This window comes from Nocardia sp. NPDC003693 (assembly GCF_053981095.1).
Genome location: NZ_JBSFNO010000026.1, coordinates 99,440 through 118,153 on the forward strand (window position 1 = coordinate 99,440; position 18,714 = coordinate 118,153).

General features: G+C 70.4%; 15 protein-coding genes and 1 pseudogene. 6 read left to right on the plus strand and 10 right to left on the minus strand.

The window, feature by feature from the left end; all coding sequences use genetic code 11:
• Positions 1-71 precede the first annotated feature (71 nt).
• Positions 72-881 carry a sulfurtransferase gene (locus ACWDOP_RS25990; protein ID WP_456347153.1) on the plus strand — a complete coding sequence of 270 codons (810 nt, stop codon included), beginning with the start codon at positions 72-74 and terminating at the stop codon, positions 879-881.
• Here the strand turns inward: ACWDOP_RS25990 and ACWDOP_RS25995 are convergent.
• Positions 878-1,570: an HNH endonuclease family protein gene (locus tag ACWDOP_RS25995; protein ID WP_456347135.1), complete on the minus strand. Its 693-nt coding sequence runs from the start codon at positions 1,568-1,570 to the stop codon at positions 878-880. The two genes, ACWDOP_RS25990 and ACWDOP_RS25995, sit on opposite strands and share 4 nt — an antisense overlap.
• A gap of 108 nt (positions 1,571-1,678) precedes the next feature.
• Complete coding sequence (locus ACWDOP_RS26000; protein ID WP_454202530.1) at positions 1,679-2,041, minus strand: hypothetical protein; 363 nt, start codon at positions 2,039-2,041, stop codon at positions 1,679-1,681.
• A 242-nt stretch (positions 2,042-2,283) separates the two neighbouring features.
• Between ACWDOP_RS26000 and ACWDOP_RS26005 the strand changes: the two genes are divergently transcribed.
• Together ACWDOP_RS26005 and ACWDOP_RS26010 are read left to right on the plus strand one after the other, a co-directional pair.
• Complete coding sequence (locus tag ACWDOP_RS26005; RefSeq protein ID WP_456347136.1) at positions 2,284-5,118, plus strand: DEAD/DEAH box helicase; 2,835 nt, start codon at positions 2,284-2,286, stop codon at positions 5,116-5,118.
• On the plus strand, positions 5,115-5,882 hold the full coding sequence (locus ACWDOP_RS26010; protein WP_456347137.1) for an SWIM zinc finger family protein: 768 nt from the start codon (positions 5,115-5,117) through the stop codon (positions 5,880-5,882). Before ACWDOP_RS26005 ends, ACWDOP_RS26010 begins: the two co-directional genes overlap by 4 nt.
• Before the next feature lie 10 nt (positions 5,883-5,892).
• On the opposite strand, the gene ACWDOP_RS26015 is transcribed toward ACWDOP_RS26010, so the two are convergent.
• From ACWDOP_RS26015 to ACWDOP_RS26030, 4 genes are read right to left on the minus strand one after another with little or no spacing between them, the layout of a single operon-like run.
• Positions 5,893-7,428, minus strand: coding sequence for a flavin-containing monooxygenase (locus ACWDOP_RS26015; RefSeq protein WP_456347138.1), 1,536 nt, complete (start codon positions 7,426-7,428; stop codon positions 5,893-5,895).
• Entirely contained in the window at positions 7,425-8,024 is a 600-nt protein-coding gene (locus tag ACWDOP_RS26020) for a hypothetical protein (protein ID WP_456347139.1), read from the minus strand. The genes ACWDOP_RS26015 and ACWDOP_RS26020 overlap by 4 nt, the downstream gene beginning before the upstream one ends.
• Positions 8,021-8,944 carry a ferritin-like domain-containing protein gene (locus ACWDOP_RS26025; RefSeq protein ID WP_456347140.1) on the minus strand — a complete coding sequence of 308 codons (924 nt, stop codon included), beginning with the start codon at positions 8,942-8,944 and terminating at the stop codon, positions 8,021-8,023. Before ACWDOP_RS26025 ends, ACWDOP_RS26020 begins: the two co-directional genes overlap by 4 nt.
• Positions 8,945-8,968: 24 nt before the next feature.
• Positions 8,969-9,805: an SDR family NAD(P)-dependent oxidoreductase gene (locus ACWDOP_RS26030; RefSeq protein WP_456347141.1), complete on the minus strand. Its 837-nt coding sequence runs from the start codon at positions 9,803-9,805 to the stop codon at positions 8,969-8,971.
• A gap of 109 nt (positions 9,806-9,914) precedes the next feature.
• Here ACWDOP_RS26030 and ACWDOP_RS26035 point away from each other — a divergent pair, with 109 nt between their 5' ends.
• Positions 9,915-10,544 carry a TetR/AcrR family transcriptional regulator gene (locus ACWDOP_RS26035; protein ID WP_456347154.1) on the plus strand — a complete coding sequence of 210 codons (630 nt, stop codon included), beginning with the start codon at positions 9,915-9,917 and terminating at the stop codon, positions 10,542-10,544.
• Here the strand turns inward: ACWDOP_RS26035 and ACWDOP_RS26040 are convergent.
• On the minus strand, positions 10,431-10,841 hold the full coding sequence (locus ACWDOP_RS26040; RefSeq protein WP_456347142.1) for an MmyB family transcriptional regulator: 411 nt from the start codon (positions 10,839-10,841) through the stop codon (positions 10,431-10,433). The two genes, ACWDOP_RS26035 and ACWDOP_RS26040, sit on opposite strands and share 114 nt — an antisense overlap.
• A 186-nt stretch (positions 10,842-11,027) precedes the next feature.
• Here ACWDOP_RS26040 and ACWDOP_RS26045 point away from each other — a divergent pair, with 186 nt between their 5' ends.
• A complete protein-coding gene (locus ACWDOP_RS26045) occupies positions 11,028-12,155 on the plus strand; it encodes a DUF2157 domain-containing protein (protein WP_456347143.1) in 1,128 nt (375 codons plus the stop codon).
• On the opposite strand, the gene ACWDOP_RS26050 is transcribed toward ACWDOP_RS26045, so the two are convergent.
• From ACWDOP_RS26050 to icmF, 3 genes are all read right to left on the minus strand, one after another.
• Positions 12,152-13,213, minus strand: a complete 1,062-nt coding sequence (locus tag ACWDOP_RS26050) for an amidohydrolase family protein (RefSeq protein WP_456347144.1) — start codon at positions 13,211-13,213, stop codon at positions 12,152-12,154. The two genes, ACWDOP_RS26045 and ACWDOP_RS26050, sit on opposite strands and share 4 nt — an antisense overlap.
• Positions 13,214-13,332: 119 nt before the next feature.
• Entirely contained in the window at positions 13,333-13,740 is a 408-nt protein-coding gene (locus ACWDOP_RS26055) for a DUF3224 domain-containing protein (RefSeq protein WP_456347145.1), read from the minus strand.
• A 57-nt stretch (positions 13,741-13,797) separates the two neighbouring features.
• On the minus strand, positions 13,798-17,085 hold the full coding sequence (gene icmF, locus ACWDOP_RS26060) for a fused isobutyryl-CoA mutase/GTPase IcmF (protein ID WP_456347146.1): 3,288 nt from the start codon (positions 17,083-17,085) through the stop codon (positions 13,798-13,800).
• 225 nt (positions 17,086-17,310) lie between these two features.
• Between icmF and ACWDOP_RS26065 the strand changes: the two are divergent.
• A pseudogene (locus tag ACWDOP_RS26065) lies at positions 17,311-18,618 on the plus strand (CoA-acylating methylmalonate-semialdehyde dehydrogenase); the annotation flags it as partial.
• Positions 18,619-18,714: the final 96 nt, after the last annotated feature.

Genomic DNA, 18,714 nt, shown 5'->3' on the forward strand with positions numbered 1-18,714 from the left:
CGGCTCAGTAGGGTGAGGGGGTTCCATTCGGAGTGCGGATCCTGCGAAGAGGAGTTGCGTTGAGCACGGTGCTGATCTCGGCCGAGGAGCTGCGGGAGCGACTGGGCGGCGGTGATTCTCGGGTGCGGCTGCTGGATGTGCGGTGGGCGCTGGGGGATCCGGACGGGCCGCAGCACTACCTGAACGGGCACATCCCGGGCGCGGTCTTCGTGGACCTCGAGACCGAACTGGCCGCGCCGCCGTCCCCGGCGCGCGGGCGTCACCCCATGCCGGAGATCGGGCACCTGCAGAAGTGCGCCCGCAGCTGGGGCGTACGCACCGGCGACACCGTCGTCGTCTACGACGCCACCGGCGGCATGGCCGCGGCGCGGGCCTGGTGGCTGCTGCGCTGGGCGGGCGTGCCCGAGGTGCTCATCCTCGACGGCGGACTGCCCGCCTGGGAGCGTGCGGGTGGCGCCGCGGCCTCCGGCGAGGAACCCGACCCGGCCCCCGGCGACGTGGTCCTGAACCCGGGCGCCATGCCCATGATCGACGCCGACGCCGCCGCCGGCTGGCGCGGCCTGCTGCTCGACGCCCGGGCGGGCGAACGCTACCGCGGCGAGGTGGAGCCCATCGACCCGCGCGCGGGCCACATTCCGGGTGCGGTCAGCGCCCCGACCGCTGAAAACCTCACGCCCGAAGGGCATTTCAAGTCCGCAGCCGAATTGCGCTCGCGCTTCACCGAATTGGGCGCGGGTCCGGTCGCGGTGTACTGCGGTTCGGGCGTCACCGCCGCGCACCAGGTGGCGGCGCTGGCGGTGGCCGGTATCGACGCCGCGCTCTACCCGGGCTCGTGGTCGCAGTGGTCCCACGACCCCAAACGCCCGGTCGCGACCGGCTAGTTCGCTGGGCAGCCGCGCGCGACGCGCTGCAGCGCGGACCTGTCCGCCTTGGTGACGGGCAGGTCGTAGTGCACCGCGACCGTCAGGTACTTGCCCGCGTAGAAGCAGTGATTGGCCCCGGCGGGCGGTAGCCACGACGCCGGGGTCCGATCGCTCTTGGCCTGGTTGATCCGGCCCTCCACCGCGAGCAGATTCAGCGCGGTGTCGTTGGCGAAGACCATGCGCCGCGCCGGCGTCCACCCCGCGGCGCCCATGTCCCACGCCGCGGCCAGCGGATAGACGTGATCGATCTGCACCGCCTTCGCGTCGGCCTTGGCGAAGACCAGCCGCCGCCCGGTGTACGGGTCGATCAGCGTGCCGCCCACGACGACACAGGTGCCCGCCCCGGACCGGTAGGCCACTTCGGCGAGCTGCGCGGCCAGCACGTTGTTCCGGGTGTCGCACCCGTCGTGCCCGCCCGGGCCGTCGTGGTCGTCACTCCACGCGGGCCCGAACACGCAGCCCTGCCCCGCTTTACAGCCGCGTTCGTAGCCGCCCGGGTGCGGGCGCGCGTGCACGGTCCGCACCTGGGACAGCAACTGTTCGAGCACGGCCCGGGTGGGGCTGCCGGGTGCGGGCGTGTCGTGTCCGCCCACCGCGGCACATCCGGATGCGGTGAGCGCCAGGAGAACCGCGAGCAGTACGCGCACCGCTACACACTTACTCCCGAACCGGGAAGCAATGGCGTAGGCACGCGAGTTCGCACCCCCGCGGATTCACGACACCGTGCTGAACAGGTGGAACAGGCTGGAACGGAACTACAACCAGGCGTGCGCGAGCAGATCGTCTGCCGCGGTTTCCGACAGCTGTGGTGGGAAGCGGGTGGCGGCGATGGAATCGGCGTGCACGCCGTCGTGGCCGATGAGCCACGAGCCGCCCCGCTCTTCGCACTCGGCGATTTTGGCGAAGGTGGAAAGCAGGAAATTGATGGCGTCACGTGGATCGGCGACGCGGGCCAAACGCTGGGATTCTCCCGGACGGGACAGATCGAGCCATACGCCCGATTGCCCGTCCAAACGCATTCCCACGATTTTCGTCGTGTCCACGAAGGTGAACTTTCGTCGCTCCCACGGCGTTGTCGGCGTGAAGCTCTGCTCGAGCACTTGGAGCAGAATCGTCATCTTCACGGCCTCCCTCGGTATCGAAATTGCCACGGCTCCGGCATGAGTCGCGGTGGATTATCAGGGTGCGCCCCGCCAGGCTGTCACTAGGCACAGCCGATACCGCAATACGCGGTGACCTGGGGTTATCTCAGTATGTGCTGTCGGCGGGCAGAAATAAAGACCCGGTAGGGGTCGTGATTCGCCGGATTACGGAGAGAGTGCCCGACAGGACTGTCGGGGCGGGCTGCTTGGATGGGGCAATGCTGCACGGACTGTGGTCGCCGGGGTCGGGGCTGGTGCTGTGGCACGACCCGGAGACGGTCCCCGATCCGGCCGGGCTGCCCGAGCCCACGGCCTCGATCGTGGCCGCCGCCAAGTTCCGGCACCGGGCGAACGTGCTGGTCCCGGGCCCGGACGGGCCTCGGGAGCTCCAGGTGCGCGCCCACGCGCTCGCCCCGGAGAAGGCCGTGCGGGTGCTGCTGAGCGAGCTGCCCGCGCCCGCCGTCGCAGGCGATCTGCGGTATCTGTCGCACGTCGCGCACGGTGTGGATCGCTGGGTGCGTGCGGGTCGCATGGTCCCGCACGTGCGCCGCGACGAGGGCGACTGGTGGGTGCGCTGGCGGCTGGTGGGCGGTCAGCGCCAGCGCGCGTGGCTGGCCGAGCTCGCGGTGGCCATGCCGGCCGCCCTGCAGGCGGCGGGCCGCCCGGCCGAGATCCTGGACAATCTCCTCGACGAGCTCACCGATCCCATGGTGCGCGCGCGGCTCGACGCGCGGGCGGACGCGCTCGAATCCGCGGGCCCGGTGACGCATCCGCTGCTGACCGCGCTGCTGGACGCCGAACCGCTGGAAGAGGGTTCGCCGCGGGTGGCGGCGGTGCTCACCGAGTGGCGCACGAGCCTGACCGCGGACGAACCGGAACTGCTGCTGCGGCTGCTCGAGCCCGCGGCCGAGGACGACGGCGACGCGCTGTGGCGGCTCGAAGTCTGCCTGCGCACCGAAGGCGAAGCGCCGCAACCGGTCCTGCTGCCCGGTGATCCGCAGCTGGTGCGGATCGCGGGGGAGAAGCTGGCCGCGGCCAAGCTCGCCTATCCGCGCCTGCGGGATCTGCCCGGCGACAACCGCAGTATGGACCTGTTCCTGCCGAGCGAAGTGGTGATGGATCTGGTGGCGCACGGCGCGGGTGCGCTGCAGGCGGCCGGGGTGCGATTGCTGCTGCCGCGCGCGTGGCGGGTCGCCGCGCCCGCGCTGCGCCTGCAGGTGCAGAGTCCGGCCGCCACCGAAACCGCCGTCGGGCTCGAGGGTTTGGTGTCGTTCCGCTGGGAGCTGGCGCTGGGCGACCAGACGCTCTCGGCCGCCGACATGGCGCGCCTGATTCGCTCGAAGTCGGATCTGGTGAAACTGCGCGGGGAATGGGTGCAGGCCGATCACCGCATGCTCGCCGCGGCGGCGGAATACGTTGCGGGCCGGGCCGAGCCGGTGTCCTCCACGATCGCGGGCCTCTTCGCGGAACTGGCCGCGCAGCCGGTGCCGGGCGTGCCGATCGAGGAGGTGTCCGCGACCGGCTGGGCCGCGGAGCTGCTGGAGAGCGAACGCGAGTCCGCCCCGGTCGCCGAGCCGGTCGGGCTGAAGGCGCAGCTGCGGCCCTATCAGCTGCGCGGGCTGAGCTGGCTGGCCACCATGAGCCGGCTGGGGTGCGGTGCGATCCTGGCCGACGACATGGGTCTGGGTAAGACCGTGCAGGTCCTGGCACTGCTCGTGCACGAACGCGAGACCGCCGCCGCCGCAGTAGATCACGAACCGGTCGGGCCGACGCTGCTGGTCTGCCCGATGTCGGTCGTCGGCAACTGGCAGCGCGAGGCCGAGCGGTTCGCGCCGGATCTGCGGGTGCTGGTGCATCACGGCGCCGGACGCCGCTCCGGTGCGGAATTCGATGCCGCGGTGGCCGATTCGGATCTGGTGGTCACCACCTACGCGCTGCTGGCCCGCGACGTCGAGGAGCTGAAGCGCCAACCCTGGCAGCGGGTGGTGGTGGACGAGGCGCAGCACATCAAGAACGCCGGGACCCGCCAGGCCCGCGCGGCGCGCCAGGTCCCCGCGCGTCATCGGCTGGCCCTCACCGGTACCCCGGTGGAGAACCGGCTCGAAGAACTGCGCTCCATCATGGATTTCGCGAATCCGGCGCTGCTGGGCAAGGCCTCGGAATTCCACGCGCGCTTCGCCGTGCCGATCGAGCGCGAACAGGACCACAACGCGGTCACCCGGCTGCGGGCCATCACCGCGCCGTTCGTGCTGCGCCGGGTCAAGACCGATCCCGCGGTCATCTCCGATCTGCCGGACAAGATCGAGATCACGGTGCGCGCCAACCTGACCGTCGAACAGGCCGCGCTGTACCAGGCGGTGCTGGACGACATGAGCGCGAAACTGAAGTCCGCCAAGGGGATGGAGCGCAAGGGCGCGGTGCTGGCCGCGCTGACCCGGCTCAAACAGGTCTGCAACCACCCCGCCCACTACCTGCGCGACGGGTCGGCGCTGCTGCGCCGCGGCCACCATCGCTCGGGCAAACTCGCACTGGTGGAGGACATCCTGGAATCGGTGCTGGCCGACGGCGAACGCGCGCTGCTCTTCACCCAGTTCGCCGAATTCGGGGAGCTGGTCGCGCCGTTCCTGACCGAGCGTTTCGGCGCGGAGGCGCCGTTCCTGCACGGCGGGGTGAGCAAGGCCCGCCGCGACGACATGGTCACCCGTTTCCAGTCCGGGGACGGGCCGCCCATCATGCTGCTCTCGCTCAAGGCCGGTGGCACCGGGCTCAATCTCACCGCCGCCAATCACGTTGTGCACCTGGATCGCTGGTGGAATCCGGCGGTCGAGAACCAGGCCACCGACCGCGCCTTCCGCATCGGCCAGCGCCGGGATGTGCAGGTGCGCAAGCTCGTGTGCGTCGACACCATCGAGGAGCGCGTGGACGACATGCTGCGGGGCAAGAGTCAGCTCGCGGACCTGACGGTCGGCGCGGGCGAGAAGTGGATCACCGAACTCGGTGACGCGGAACTGCGGGCACTGCTGGCCCTGGGCGACGCGGCGGTCGGCGAATGAGCTTCCCCGACTTCGGTGAATTCGGCCCGCGCCGGCCGGTCAAGGGCGCGGTGCCCGCCCGCAGCCGCGGGGGTGCGGCGTTCGCCCGGACCTGGTGGGGCCGTGCGTTTCTGGGCGCGGTCGAGAAGGTCGCCGACGCCGGGCGCCTGACCCGCGGCCGCTCCTACGCCCGCAGCGGCCAGGTCATCAGCTACCGGCTCGAATCCGGCGCGGTGACCGCGGAGGTGCAGGGCAGTCAGCCCCGGCCCTTCATCTCGGTGCTGACCCTGCGCGAACTGCGCGACGAGCGGCTGGCCGAACTCGCCGATCTGGTTCGCGCCACCCCCGGCATGCTGGGGGAGATCGCGGCGGGCACGCTGCCGCAGGCGCTCGCGCCGCTGCTGCTGCCCACCACCGCGTCCGAACTCGACTTCTCGTGCAGCTGCCCGGATTCCGGCTGGCCCTGCAAGCACGTGGCCGCGGTCTGCTACGTCATCGCCGAACGCCTGGACGAGCATCCCGACGACCTGCTCACCCTGCGCGGGGTGGGCCTGGACGATCTCATCGGCCAGGTGCAGCGCGAGTCCGTTCCGGCCGATCCCGTTGATCTCTACGGTGATTCGGCCGCCTGGCCCGCGCTGCCGAAACCGGCGCACCGCGCCGCCTGGGAGGACCTGGACGCCATACTGCTGCGCCAGGCGCTGCGGATGACCGCCGAGGACGAGCGTGTCGCCGAGAGCGGCTTGCGGCAACTTCGGACGATCTACCGCGTGCTCGAGGACTGAACCCGGTCGCTCAGCGGGCGCGGCTGCGGCCCGCTACGCCCGCCGGTGCGCTACGCGGTGCGAGCGTGTCGAAGCGATAGTGGTTCAGGTCGAAATGGCCCGCCCGCCAATATGCTTCGGGTGTGCTCATGGGGCGCAGCGGCACATCGCCGTTCTTGTCGAAGTAATAGCTGTTCGAGAGCGCGCAACTGTCCTGCCAGAACACCTGGGTATCGCGGCGGGACAGCATTTCCCGGAAGTACTCGGCATTGGCCTGCTCGGTGACTTCCACGCGGGTGGCCGCGCGCCGCCGGGCCTGGCGCAGCAGTCGCAGAATGTGCCGGGTCTGCGTTTCGATGAGCGCGAAATACGAGGATCCGTTGTAGCCGTAGGGTCCGATAATGGTGAAGAAATTCGGGAAGCCGGGCACACTGACGCCCTCGTAGGCCTGCAGTCGGTGGGTGTCCCACCAATCCTCGAGCCGGACGCCGCCGCTGCCGCGCAGATCGAAGGTCGGCATGTTGCCGGACTCCATGACCTTGAAACCGGTGGCCATGATGAGCACGTCGACGTCGTGATGCGCATCGGCGGTACGCACCCCGGTGGCGGTGATCTCGCTGATCGGATCCGTTTCCAGGGTCACGTTCGCGCGATTGAACGTCTTCAGATAGTCGTTGGAGAACGACGGCCGCTTGCAGCCGAGCGCGTAGTCCGGGGTGAGTTTGGCACGCGTCACCGGATTGCGCACCTGGTCCCGCAGATGGGCGCGCCCGGTGCGCTCACCGAGGGCGGCCACCGGCAGGATCCGGTAGTAGTGCGCGGCCAGCGGGAAGGTGACTTCCACGAACGCCTGGCTGAGCCAGCGGGTGAGCGCCTGCCCGCCGGGCAGGCTCATGAGCCGGCGCACCGCGTCGGGCACGGGTGCGTCCGGGCGCGGCAGGCACCAGATCGGGGTGCGCTGGAAGACGGTGAGAGTCGCGACCCGCGGCGCGATCTCGGGAATGATCTGCACCGCGGAGGCCCCGGTGCCGATGATCCCCACCTTCTTTCCGCGCAGATCGACCGTGTGATCCCAGCGGGCGGTGTGCACGACCGTGCCGGTGAAACTGTCCGCGCCGGGGATGTCCGGCAGTTTCGGCCGGGTGAGCACGCCGGTCGCCCCGACGACGAACCGAGCGGTGAGCTCCTCGCCGTCGCTGGTGCGCAGCCGCCACAGGTGCACGGTGTCGTCGAAGTCGGCGCTCGCGATGGTGGTGTTGAACCGAATGCGCGGGCGCAGGCCGTATTTCGACACGCAGTGCTCGGCATACGCCTTGAGTTCGCGCCCGGGCGCGTACACCCGCGACCAGTCGCGCCGCTGCTCGAACGAGTACTGATAGCTGAACGAGGGAATGTCCACCCCGATACCGGGATAGGTGTTCCAGTGCCAGGTGCCCCCGACCCCGTCCGCGTCGTCCACCAGCAGGAAATCCTCGAAACCGGCCTCGCGCAAGGCGATCGCGGTACCTATGCCCGCGAATCCGGCGCCGACGATGATGATCTCGTGATCGACCACGGTACTGGTCATGTGTTGTCCTCCACGAAGATGATGCAGTCCACCCGATGCTCGACGCCGTCCACGGTGCGGACACCGAGGGGCGCGAGGCGGGCGATGGGCCAGGTGACGAGGGTGGTGTTCGGGGCCTGCAGGGCCGCGTAGTAGCGGGTGTGCAGCCGGACGCCGGCGGTGGTGTCGGGCGTCAGTTGCCGCCGCTGCCACGGATCACGCACCCGCACCCGGAGATTCGCCAGGGCCGCCAGGCGCAGCGCTTCCCCGGCGATACGGCGTGCCGGCGAGGCCGGGCCGGGACCGGCGGGTTCCCCGGTGAGCGGGGCGGAGGTGTGCGCGGGCAGCGCGCCGAGCAGATCCGCCGGCAGCCCGCGCAGCAGCCGGACGCCGGGCAGCCGCGGGGTGGGCAGCACCCAGACCGGATCGTGCTGGAACACCGTCACCCGGCGCGCCCGCGCGGCGACGGCGGGGAGCACCCGGGCCACGGCCGCACCGCCGCCGATCACCGCGACGTGCAGGCCGTCGAGATCGTGGTCGTCGCGCCAGCGGGTGCACCGCACGCGGGGTCCGTCGTAGCCGGCGTGCGGATCACGCGGCCGCGGTACGGAACTCATTTCGCCACCGGATCGTAGGTCAGGCTCTTCGACCAGGTCGGCGGCTTACCGAGCAGGCGGACCGGGAAGTGATCGATGGCCCGGTTCAGCGCGGTATTGATGCCCTGGATCGGCTGGAGACCGTTGATCGTCGCGCGTCCGTGCAGCCGGACGACGTGGAACAGCGGCACCCGCTGGATGCTCGGACTGCGCTCGCCCGCTTTCTCGTAGCGCCGCACCGCGTTCCAGAGCTTCTCCTCGTCCAGCCCCATCGCCATGATGTTCGCGGACATGCGCGAGAGCAGCGGGGTGTAGAGCAGTGCGCCGAGCAGCAGGGTGGGCCGCAGCGCGAAACCGGCGGTCTCGATCGCGATCCGGCGCAGGGGACCGGCGCCGAGCTGTTCGAGCACCTGGAAACCCACCGCCAGGTGCCGGGATTCGTCGCTGTTGATGTGCCGGAAGACGCTATGGCACAGCGGATCCCGGACCTCGTCGAGCAGGAACTTCACCAGGGCGCCGTCGAGGGCGCATTCCAGCGAGGGAATGACCGTGCCGAGCACCGGCAGTGACAGCTCGTCGCCGTACCGGTCGAGCCACTCGATGACGAGCCGGATGTTCTTGTTGGGCACGGGCATCGAGTCGCCGTCGAGCATGCCCCAGCGCCGCATGAGCGCCAGCTCGGCGTTGGCGTGCTTCTGCTCCTCGGCGTGGAAGTAGCGGTAGATCTCCTTGAGCGGGCCCTCGGGCGCGCACCGGGTGAGCGCGGCGAAACCGCGCGCGCCCACGTGCTCGATCCACACCAGATCCGCCATGAACGCCGCCAGTCGCGGGCGCTGCTCGTCGGTGATGAGCTCGGCTCCCGGTGCGTCCCAGTCGATATCGGCCAGGGCCCACTGTTTCTCCTGGATCACCGTGAGCATGTCGGAATACGTGAACGCCATTGTTCAGCTCCTGTTCGAAAAGTGCTACCGCACCAGCCGCTCCAGTAATCCGGCGGCGCGGGTGTACGACTCGGGCAGCAGACGTTTGGACTGCCAGATGACTTTGGCCTCGACCTGCGGGACCACGTACAGCTCGCCGCGGTCCACGGCGTCGAGGGTGGTGCGGGCGATGGCGGCGGGCGGGCGGCCGGTCCAGCGCAGCAGCCGGTCGCCCCACAGCTGCACGGTGGGGTCGCCGATCGAAACGCCCTCGAGGATGCGGGTTCTCACCGCGGTCGGGCACAGGGCGGTGACCACGACGCCGGTGCCGGCCAGTTCCGCGGCCAGGGTCTCCGAGAGCGCCAGCACCCCGGCCTTGCTCACGTTGTAGGCGGCCATGCGCGGGGCGGCGCCGAACGCGGCAGCCGAGGCCACGTTCACGATGGCGCCGTGCCCGGCGGCGCGCAGCCGCGGTGCGAAGACGTGGCAGCCGTGCACGACGCCCCACAGGTTGATGTCCAGGACCCGATGCCAGTCGTCCAGGGGAGTTTCGCCGACCACCGTGCCGCCGCGCCCGATTCCGGCGTTGTTGACGACCACGTCGGCGGGTTTGCCGAACCACTGTTCGGCGGTGTCGGCGAGTGCGGTGACCCGGTCCAGGTCGCGGACATCGCAGACCGCGTCGAAGGCCTTGCCACCGGTCGCGGTGACCGCTTCGGCGGTCTCGCGCGCCCGATCCGCGTCGATATCGGAGCAGATGACGCGCCCGCCGCGGCGTCCGAGCTCGATCGCGAACGCGCGGCCGATGCCGCTGCCCGCGCCGGTGACCACGGCGTCCGCCTGCCGGGTGCGGTGGGTGCCGCCGAAGGGATTGAGTCGCATGGGAACTCCCCGAGAGTGTGATCCGGGCAGTCAAGTGGTGGCATCTGCCACCACTGGCCGCGCCTGCCACCAATTAGGCGCGCGATGGGGCAAAATGTCAACCATGAACGTGCGCGCACCGGCCGGGACCTGGGGCGGCCGAACCCGGGACGAACGCCGTGCCGAACGCCGCGGGCGGATCGTGGCGGCGGCGCTGGACATCTGGCTCGAAAGTGGCTGGGCCGCAGTCACCATGCGCGGGGTCTGCACCCGGGCCGGGCTCAACGACCGCTATTTCTACGAGCACTTCACCGACCGCGACGAACTGCTCGCGACGGTGTGGGACGAGGTGTGCTCCGAGGTCTTCGGCGAGCTCTCGGCCGTGGTCGCCGAAAACCTCGGCCGCGCGCCGCTGGACATCCTGGACCTGGCCATCGCCCGCGCGGTCGGCCTCCAGATCGACAGTCCCGCACGCATTCTCTTCGGCGACCACGCGGGCAGCCGGGTCCTCGAGGAGCGCCGCAAGGCCATGCTCACCGAGGCCACCGATCTGCTCATCGCCACCGCCCGCCCGTACCTGCGGCCCGGCTGCGACGAATCCGACCTGCGCATGGGCACCGTGATGGGCATCGGCGGCTTCGTGGAGCTACTGACCGCCTGGCGCACCGGCGCCATCGAGGCCGACACCGCCCGCATCATCGAGCACGTCTCGGGCACCGCCCACCTGCTCGGTGTTCGATACCTGGCCCTGCCCTCCTGAGCCGGCGAGCCCGCGCAGCACCGCGGCGGTGAATTCGTCCAGGGGATAGAAGAGTTCGATGGCGAGTTCGGAGAGCGTGACATCGGCGGGCGCGCCGAAGGTCGCCATGACACTGAACATCGCGAGTTCCCCGGCCGGGGTGCGGATCCGCACCGGCACCTGGAACGGCCCGGACTCGGCGTGTGCGCCCGAATACTCTTCGGCGGGAACCGGATAGCGCGTGACTTCGTCGTACAACGCCCGCAGCTCCGGATCGCCGGTGGCCGCGGCCTGCCGGGTCAGCCGTTCCAGGAACAACGCGTGCACCTGCGCCGTTCGCCAGCCGGGCGGTCAGCCCGCGCGGATGCAGAACCAGGCGATACACATTGGGGCGGGAGAGCAGCACGTCGCCGGGGATGCCGTGCATGAGCACGCCTACGCCGGCGCGCGGTGGCCGTGTCGCGGGAGCTCGGGGTGGAGGATAGGCGCGCGCATACTGGGGGAATGAGCGGTGATCGTGCGGTGGGGGTCGCGTTGGCGCGGTTGGTCGAACAGGGCGTTCTGACCGGGGCGCAGCGGGACGCGGTCGTGGCGGAGGTGGCGCGGGAGCGGGCCGCCCGGGCGTCGGGTGGCCGGTGGCTTGCCGAGGTCGCCGCCTACGCGGGGGCCGGGCTGGTGCTGGGCGGGGTGGTGCTGCTGCTGGACTCGGCGTGGGACGACCTGGGCAAGGTTGCGCAGCTGGGGGTGATGGCCGTGGTGATCGTGGGACTGGTGGCGGGTGGGTACGCGGTGGCCGGCGGGCGGGCCGCGCTGTTCCGGGGACGTGCGCCGGCACTGCGCGCGGGGGCGGCGGGGGGTTCGGCGGCAGCGGAACACGGACCTGGCGTGCCGGATTCCGTTCCGGCCGGACCGGATTCCGGGGCCGGGTCCATCGACCGCGGGCGGACCCCGGTGGCTCCGCCGGGGTCGGCGCGTGCGCGGCTCGGGTCGGCGCTGTTCGCGCTGGCGGCGGTGTGCGTGGCCATCTTCGTGGGGATGGCGCTGGACGGCTCGTCGGGGGAGGACTGGGTGTGGCCGGTCGCGGCCGGACTGATCGCGGCCGTCGCCGGGTACGCGGCGTTGCCGTCGTTCGTGGGACTGTTCGCCTGCGCGGGGTTCGCGCCCGCCGCGGTGGCGGGGGTGCTCGATCGGTTCGATGGATCGCACGACGTCGTGTTCGGTCTCGCGCTGCTCGTGCTGGCCGGAATCTGGTTCGCCGTCAGCTTTTTCGGCTACGCCGAGCCGACCTGGGCGGGATACACCGCCGCGGTGCTCACGGGCCTCGCCGGGGCGCAGACCGCGGGCGACGCCGGACGGCCCTGGGCCTACGGACTCACCGTGCTGGTCGCGGCCGTGTGCTTCGGCCTGTACGGCCTGCGCCGCCATTCGGTGCTGGTGATCGGCGGCGCGCTGGCGCTGGCCATCGGCGCGTCGACGGCCGTGTGGGACTGGACCGGCGGCACCGCGGCCGCCTTCGTCATCGTGCTGATCGTGGGCGCGGTCGTGCTCGGCGCCGGTGTCGCCCTGCTCGTGCGCGACCCTCGCGGGCCCGCGCCGCGAGAACAGCGGAGCGACACCGGCACACCGGGCTAGAAGTCGGTGATCCCGTACACCCGTTGGGCATTGAGCCGGAACACCTGCTCCAGCGCCTTGTCGTCGGCCCCGTGCCCGGCGAGCGCGGTCGCCACCGCCTCGGCGGCGTTGCCGATGCTCGTGATCGGCTTGTCCACCGGGAAATTCGAGCCCCACAGCAGCCGATCCGCGCCGAACACGTCGAGCGCGTGCGTCAGCATCGGCGAAATGCGTTCCAGCAGTACCGGTACCGGGGTGGCCTGCCCGCGCGGTGGCACCGGATGGCCGAGGATCGGCATCATGAGCCCGCTGACCTTGGCCACCACGTTGGCGTGCGTGGCCAGCTCGGCGATGTCGTCGCGCCAGCGCAGCAACAACTCCCGGCGCTGCCCGGGATTGCGGCCGGTGTGCTTGCCGACCGGCCCGAAAATCCCGGCGGGCGTGGCGAGGTGGTTCAGCACGATGGTGGCGTCCGGATAGCGCGAGGCCAGCGCGGTCACCTCGGGCAGCTGCCCCGAGTACACCCACGCCTCGAAGGACAGCCCGCGTTCGGCCAGCGCCGCGAAACCGTCCAGGAACCGGGGATCGGTCAGCTTGCCGGGCGCTTTGTTGTGCGCGCGCACGGCGGGATCCGGGTGGTACTCCACCCGGGTGCGAATCCCGCGGAACAGCGGGGACGCGGATCGGTGCGCGTCGAGCAGCTCGGCGAAATCCGGCGCGGCCGGATCACCCGCCCCGATGATGGCGCCCAGCACCGGGGTGTCCACCCCGAACGGCAGGCTCGCCACCCAGCGGGTTTCGGCGGCCTGCGCCAGCGGCCCCTTACCGGACCACTCCACCTCGATGTGCACGATCGCCTCGACCGGGACGTCCCCGGCGTCGTCGCGATACTGCGCGGGCAGATACGGTGCGACGAACGGCGCTGGGTCACCGACGAATTCGCGATCCCGCCGGGGTGCGACTCTCTTGGCCCAGTCGATGGGAACGGGAACATATCGGAAAAGCCTGGCCAGTGAGCTGAACTCGCGCGGGGTGCTGAGCGGATCCCACTGGTGGATGTGCGCATCGACGACTGTCATTCCCGCAAGGTCCATCTTGTCCCTTCCGTCCGGGTCTGCCTGCCCCCGGATTGTTCCACGGGCGATCGCGCCGGGTGGTTCGAATCCGGCAGGAGCCGAGCGGGAACGGCGTCGCGCGCTCAGCCCAGTTCGTAGTCGAACCGGATGTGGTGCGTGCCGTCCGCGTCGATCTCGATGTCGCCGGTGCCGGTGATGCCGGCCAGCTCACCGGTACCGCTCCCGGGCACGATGACGAAGAACGGCGCGCTGCGGTCCGATCCCGTGGTGGTGGCCGAGTGCGCGAAGTTGAAGCTGCCCGGCCGCCCGTTCAGGGTGCCCTCGAAGGATTCGAGCGCGAGATAGGTGCCCGCGCCGGTGTTCTGATCGAAGGCCGAGCTGAACAGCGTCGACGCGCGGCCGGCGATGTCGCCCTCGAACAGCTTCTCCATCAGCGCCGCGCTCACCGGCGCCGCCGTGGCGATCCGCGGTTCGGGGACCACCTCGGTGGGCGTGAAGGATTTGACGCTGAAGGTTCCTGTTGCCTGCATGGATCCGAACCTAGCTCGCACCCCCGACAGGTTCGGGTCGGCGGGCGCGAACCCGCCTCACACGTTGCGCCGATACTGCCCGCCCACGGTGAAGAACGTGTCGGTGACCTGCTGCAGCGTGCACACCCGCGCCGCGTCCATGAGCACCTCGAAGACGTTGGCGTCGCCGCCGGCGGCCTCGGCCAGCCGGGCCAGCGCCGCCGCGGACTCGCCGCGATGCCGTTCGCCGAACTCGCGCACCCGTCGCAGCTGGGACTGCTTCTCCGCCTCGGTCCCGCGCGCCAGCTCCAGCACCCGGTGCTCCTGCTCGTGCGGGCTCCGGAAGGTGTTCACGCCGATGATCGGCAGCGAGCCCTCGTGTTTGCGCCGTTCGTACAGCATGGACTCGTCCTGGATGCGCCCGCGCTGAAAGCCCGTCTCCATGGCGCCCAGTACCCCGCCGCGCTCACTGATGCGATCGAACTCGCGCAGCACCGCCTCCTCCACCAGATCGGTGAGCTCGTCGATGATGAAACTGCCCTGCAGCGGATTCTCGTTCATCGCCAATCCCCATTCGCGGTTGATGATGAGCTGAATCGCCAGCGCGCGCCGCACCGACTCCTCGGTCGGAGTGGTCACCGCTTCGTCGTAGGCGTTGGTGTGCAGGCTGTTGCAGTTGTCGTAGACCGCGATGAGCGCCTGCAGCGTGGTGCGAATGTCGTTGAAGCTCATCTCCTGCGCGTGCAGCGACCGCCCCGAGGTCTGCACGTGGTACTTCAGTTTCTGCGAGCGCTCGTCCGCCCCGTACCGGTCCCGCATGGCCACGGCCCAGATGCGCCGCGCCACCCGGCCGATCACCGAGTACTCCGCGTCCATGCCGTTGGAGAAGAAGAACGACAGGTTCGGCGCGAAGTCGTCGATCCGCATCCCGCGCGCGAGATACGCCTCCACGTAGGTGAATCCGTTGGCGAGGGTGAAGGCCAGCTGGCTGATGGGGTTCGCCCCGGCCTCGGCGATGTGATACCCGGAGATGGAGACCGAGTAGAAATTGCGAACGCCGTTGCGCACGAACCATTCCTGGATATCGGCCATCATGCGCAGGCTGAATTCGGTGGAGAAGATGCAGGTGTTCTGCCCCTGATCCTCCTTGAGGATGTCCGCCTGCACGGTGCCGCGCACCGTCGCCAGCGTCCGCGCCCGCAGCTCGGCGGCCTCGGCGTCGGTGGGCGGCCGGCCCTCGGCGTCGGCGAACTGCTGCTCGGCCTGATCGATGGCGGCGTTGAGGTAGAAGGCCAGGATGGTCGGGGCCGGGCCGTTGATGGTCATCGACACCGAGGTGCTCGGCGCGTCCAGATCGAATCCGTCGTAGAGCGCCTTCATATCGTCCAGCGTCGCGATGGACACCCCGGAGGTGCCGACCTTGCCGTAGATATCGGGCCGCTCGGCGGGATCGTGCCCGTACAGCGTCACCGAGTCGAAGGCGGTCGAAAGCCGTTTGGCCTCGGCGTGTTCGGACAGCACCCGGAAGCGCCGGTTCGTGCGGAAGGCGTCGCCCTCCCCGGCGAACATGCGCGCGGGATCCTCGCCCTCGCGCTTGAAGGGGAACACCCCGGCGGTGAACGGGAACCGCCCGGGCAGGTGCTCCGCACGCAGGAAGCGCAGCAGCTCACCGTGATCGGCGTAGCGCGGCAGCGCGACACGGGGAATCGAGCTGCCGGACAGGGTTTCCCGGCGCAGCGCGGTCCGGATCTCGCGGTCCCGTACCCGGACCACCTGCTCCTCGCCCCGGTAGGACTCGGCCAGCGCGGGCCATTCGGCGAGCAGTTCGGCGGCGTCGGGGGACAGCTCCCGGCGCGCGCTCTCCAGCAGCGCGGTCACCGCGGCCACGCCGTCACCCGGCATCCCGCCCGCGCGCGGCGCGGCCTGCTCCCGGCTCGAATCCGCGGGGGAGTCGGCGCCGGACGGCCCGCCCAGCTCGGCCAGGACCAGCTCCAGCCGCTGTACCCGGCGGGCCGCCGCGACCTGCAGGTCCGTCGCCCCGTGATACGCGCGCACCGTCTCGGCGATCTCGGCCAGGTACCGCACCCGCGCGGGCGGAATGATCTGCGCGAACCGGGTCGAGGCCCGGGTGTCCACGCGCGGCAGCACACCGGGTTCCAGCGGCAGGCCGTGCTCGCCGAGCAGCGCGGAGACGTGCTGGTAGAGCGCGGTCACCCCGTCGTCGTTGAAAGTCGCCGCGCTGGTACCGAATACCGGCATGTCCTCGGGCAGGGCGTGGAACTCCTCCCGATTGCGCAGCAGCTGGCGCGACACGTCGCGCAGCGCGTCCGCCGCCCCGCGCCGCTCGAACTTGTTGATGGCCACCACATCCGCGAAATCCAGCATGTCGATCTTCTCCAGCTGGGAGGCCGCGCCGAACTCGGGCGTCATGACGTACAGCGCCACGTCCACGTGCTCGGCGATCTGGGCGTCGCCCTGCCCGATGCCGGGGGTCTCCAGCACGACGAGGTCGTAACCCGCTGCCTTGCAGGCGATCACCATCTCGTCGATGTTCACCGGTACCTCGCGCGCGCCGCGGGTGGCCAGGGATCGGAAGAACACCCGCTCGGGATCCAGCGCGTTCATCCGGATACGATCGCCGAGCAGGGCGCCGCCGCCGCGCCGCCGGGTCGGATCCACCGCGAGCACCGCGACCTTCAGCTTGTCCTGCTGATCGGTGCGCAGCCTGCGCACGAGTTCGTCGGTGAGCGAGGACTTTCCAGAGCCGCCGGTGCCGGTGATGCCGAGCACGGGCACCCGCCGCGCGGCCGCCGCCGCGGCCAGGTCCGCCATCTCCGCCGAGCCGAGCGTGTCCTGCTGCAGGCAGGTGAGCGTGCGGGCCAGGGCCGCGCGGTCGCCGCCGAGCACCGCCTCGATCGGCGCGGGGGTGCGCGCCAGGTCCGTGTCGCACTCCCGGATCAGCTGATTGATCATGCCGGGCAGCCCGAGCCGCTGCCCGTCCTCGGGCGAGAAGATCGTGACCCCCGCCGCGCGCAGCCGCTCGATCTCCTCGGGGATGATCACCCCGCCGCCCCCGCCGAAGACGCGCACGTGCCCGGCCCCCGCCTCGCGCAGCGCGGTCGCCAGGTATTCGAAGTACTCCACGTGCCCGCCCTGATACGAGCTGACCGCGACGCCCTGCACGTCCTCGCTGACCGCCGCGTCCACGACGTCGAGCACCGCGCGGTTGTGCCCGAGGTGCACGACCTCGGCGCCCTGCGCCTGCAGGATCCGCCGCATGATGTTGATGGCCGCGTCGTGTCCGTCGAACAGCGCCGCCGAGGTCACGAATCGGACCGGGTTCACGGGAACGTGCAGATCGGCCATGGATTCCTCCGCCTCGACGACCGGGGCGCGCCCGCCCGCGGCTCGTACCGTTGATATCCCAATAGTAGGACGTCAAAGCAAAGTCGAGGTGATATCCGACACAGCAAACACTCTGGAATTACTTGGATGTCCAACTATATGGTGGCCTAGCACCCGCGCGATCCGCGTGCGGCGCCGGCATCGGCCCTCGGCGATGCGACGGCGGCGATTCGAGACAGGACTGGCATGGTTCGCGAACTCACCCACTTCTACGGCGGGCAGCACGTCCCCGGCACCTCCGGCAACTTCAAGGACGTGTTCAATCCCAGCACCGGACAGGTGCAGGCGCGCGTACCGCTGGCGAGCAAGGCCGAGGTCGAGGCCGTCATCGCCAACGCCGCCGACGCCCAGCGCGAGTGGGCCGCGTTCAATCCGCAGAAGCGGGCCCGCGTCCTGATGAAGTTCCTGACCCTGGTGCAGGACGAGATGGATTCGCTCGCCGCGCTGCTGTCCAGCGAACACGGCAAGACCATCCCCGACGCCAAGGGCGACATCCAGCGCGGCCTCGAGGTCATCGAATTCGCCACCGGCATCCCGCACCTGCTCAAGGGCGAGTACACCGAGAGCGCCGGCACCGGCATCGACGTCTACTCCATGCGCCAGCCGCTCGGCGTGGTCGCCGGCATCACGCCCTTCAACTTCCCGGCCATGATCCCGCTGTGGAAGGCCGGGCCCGCGCTCGCGTGCGGAAACGCCTTCGTGCTCAAGCCTTCCGAGCGTGACCCGTCGGTGCCGCTGCGCTTCGCCGAGCTGTTCCTCGAGGCCGGGCTGCCCGCGGGCGTGTTCAACGTCGTCAACGGCGACAAGGAAGCCGTCGACACCATCCTGCACGACGAGCGGATCAAGGCCGTCGGCTTCGTCGGCTCGACCCCGATCGCGCAGTACATCTACGAGACCGCCACCGCGAACGGCAAGCGCGCCCAGTGCTTCGGCGGCGCGAAGAACCACGCCATCGTCATGCCGGACGCCGATCTCGACGACGTCGCCGATCAGCTGGTCGGCGCGGGCTACGGCTCGGCCGGTGAGCGCTGCATGGCCATCTCGGTCGCTGTGCCCGTCGGCGAGGAGACCGCGGATCGCCTGCGCGCCAAGCTCGTCGAGCGCGTGGAGAAGCTCAACGTCGGCGCCTCGGACGACCCGGGCGCGGACTTCGGCCCGCTCGTCGGCCAGGACGGCGTGGACCGCGTCAACAACTACGTCCAGATCGGCGTGGACGAGGGCGCGGAACTCGTCATCGACGGCCGCGGCCTCGTGGTCGAGGGCGGCGAGGACGGATTCTTCGCCGGGGCAACGCTCTTCGACCATGTCACCGAGAACATGCGCATCTACAAGGAAGAGATCTTCGGCCCGGTCGTCACCATCGTGCGCGCCAAGGATTACGAAGAGGCCGTACGGCTGCCGAACGAGCACGAATACGGCAACGGCGTCGCCATCTTCACCCGCGACGGCGACACCGCCCGCGACTTCGCCGCGCGCGTGCAGGTCGGCATGGTCGCCTGATCGGCGCGCTGATCCAGCGCATCACCGGGCGCAGCTTCGGCAGGTTCTTCGCCGAGGAACTGGCGGGACCGCTGGGCGCGGACTTCCACA